Here is a 501-nt window from a genome sequence, read left to right on the forward strand (position 1 = left end):
ACGGCGCGCGTCGGGCAGCCCCGCGCGGGCGAAAACGCCGGAGAGCTCCGGAGCCCGGGACACCGCCGGGGGCATCAGCGCGCCCCCTACGCCGGCACGGCCTCCCGTGCCAGCAACTCGCTGATCCGGCCCACGCACCCGCCGCAGCCGGTGCCGGCGCGGGTCGCGGCCTTCACGCACGCGACCGTCGGCTCCCCGGCGGCGACCGCCTCGCGGATGGCCCCGGCGCTCACGCCGTTGCACCAGCACACCGTGGCGTCGGCGGCGAAGGGATCGGTGACCACCGCCATCCCGGCATCCGCGGCGTCCAGGCGCAGCAGAGACGAACGGTCCGCGGGAAGCTCCGATCCGCGCTCGAACAGCAGGGTCAGCTCGGCGCCGGTGCGCGGCATCCCGACCGCGACGAAGCCGGTCAGCACGCCCTCGACGGTGACGAGCTTCACGTAGGCGCCGCGCGCGGGGTCGGCCCAGAGGGTGACCTGGGGGCCGTGGCATCCGGGA

The 501-nt window shown here is 76.6% G+C and carries 1 protein-coding gene; it reads right to left on the reverse strand.

Going from position 1 to position 501, the window contains the following annotated elements; all coding sequences use genetic code 11:
* Positions 1-86: 86 nt before the first annotated feature.
* On the reverse strand, positions 87-501 hold a 415-nt coding region (locus tag NS220_RS18935), incomplete at its 5' end, for a (2Fe-2S)-binding protein (protein WP_193755435.1).

Origin of the sequence: Microbacterium testaceum (assembly GCF_001476655.1) — a bacterium.
GTDB classification, from domain to species: Bacteria; Actinomycetota; Actinomycetes; order Actinomycetales; family Microbacteriaceae; genus Microbacterium; species Microbacterium testaceum_C.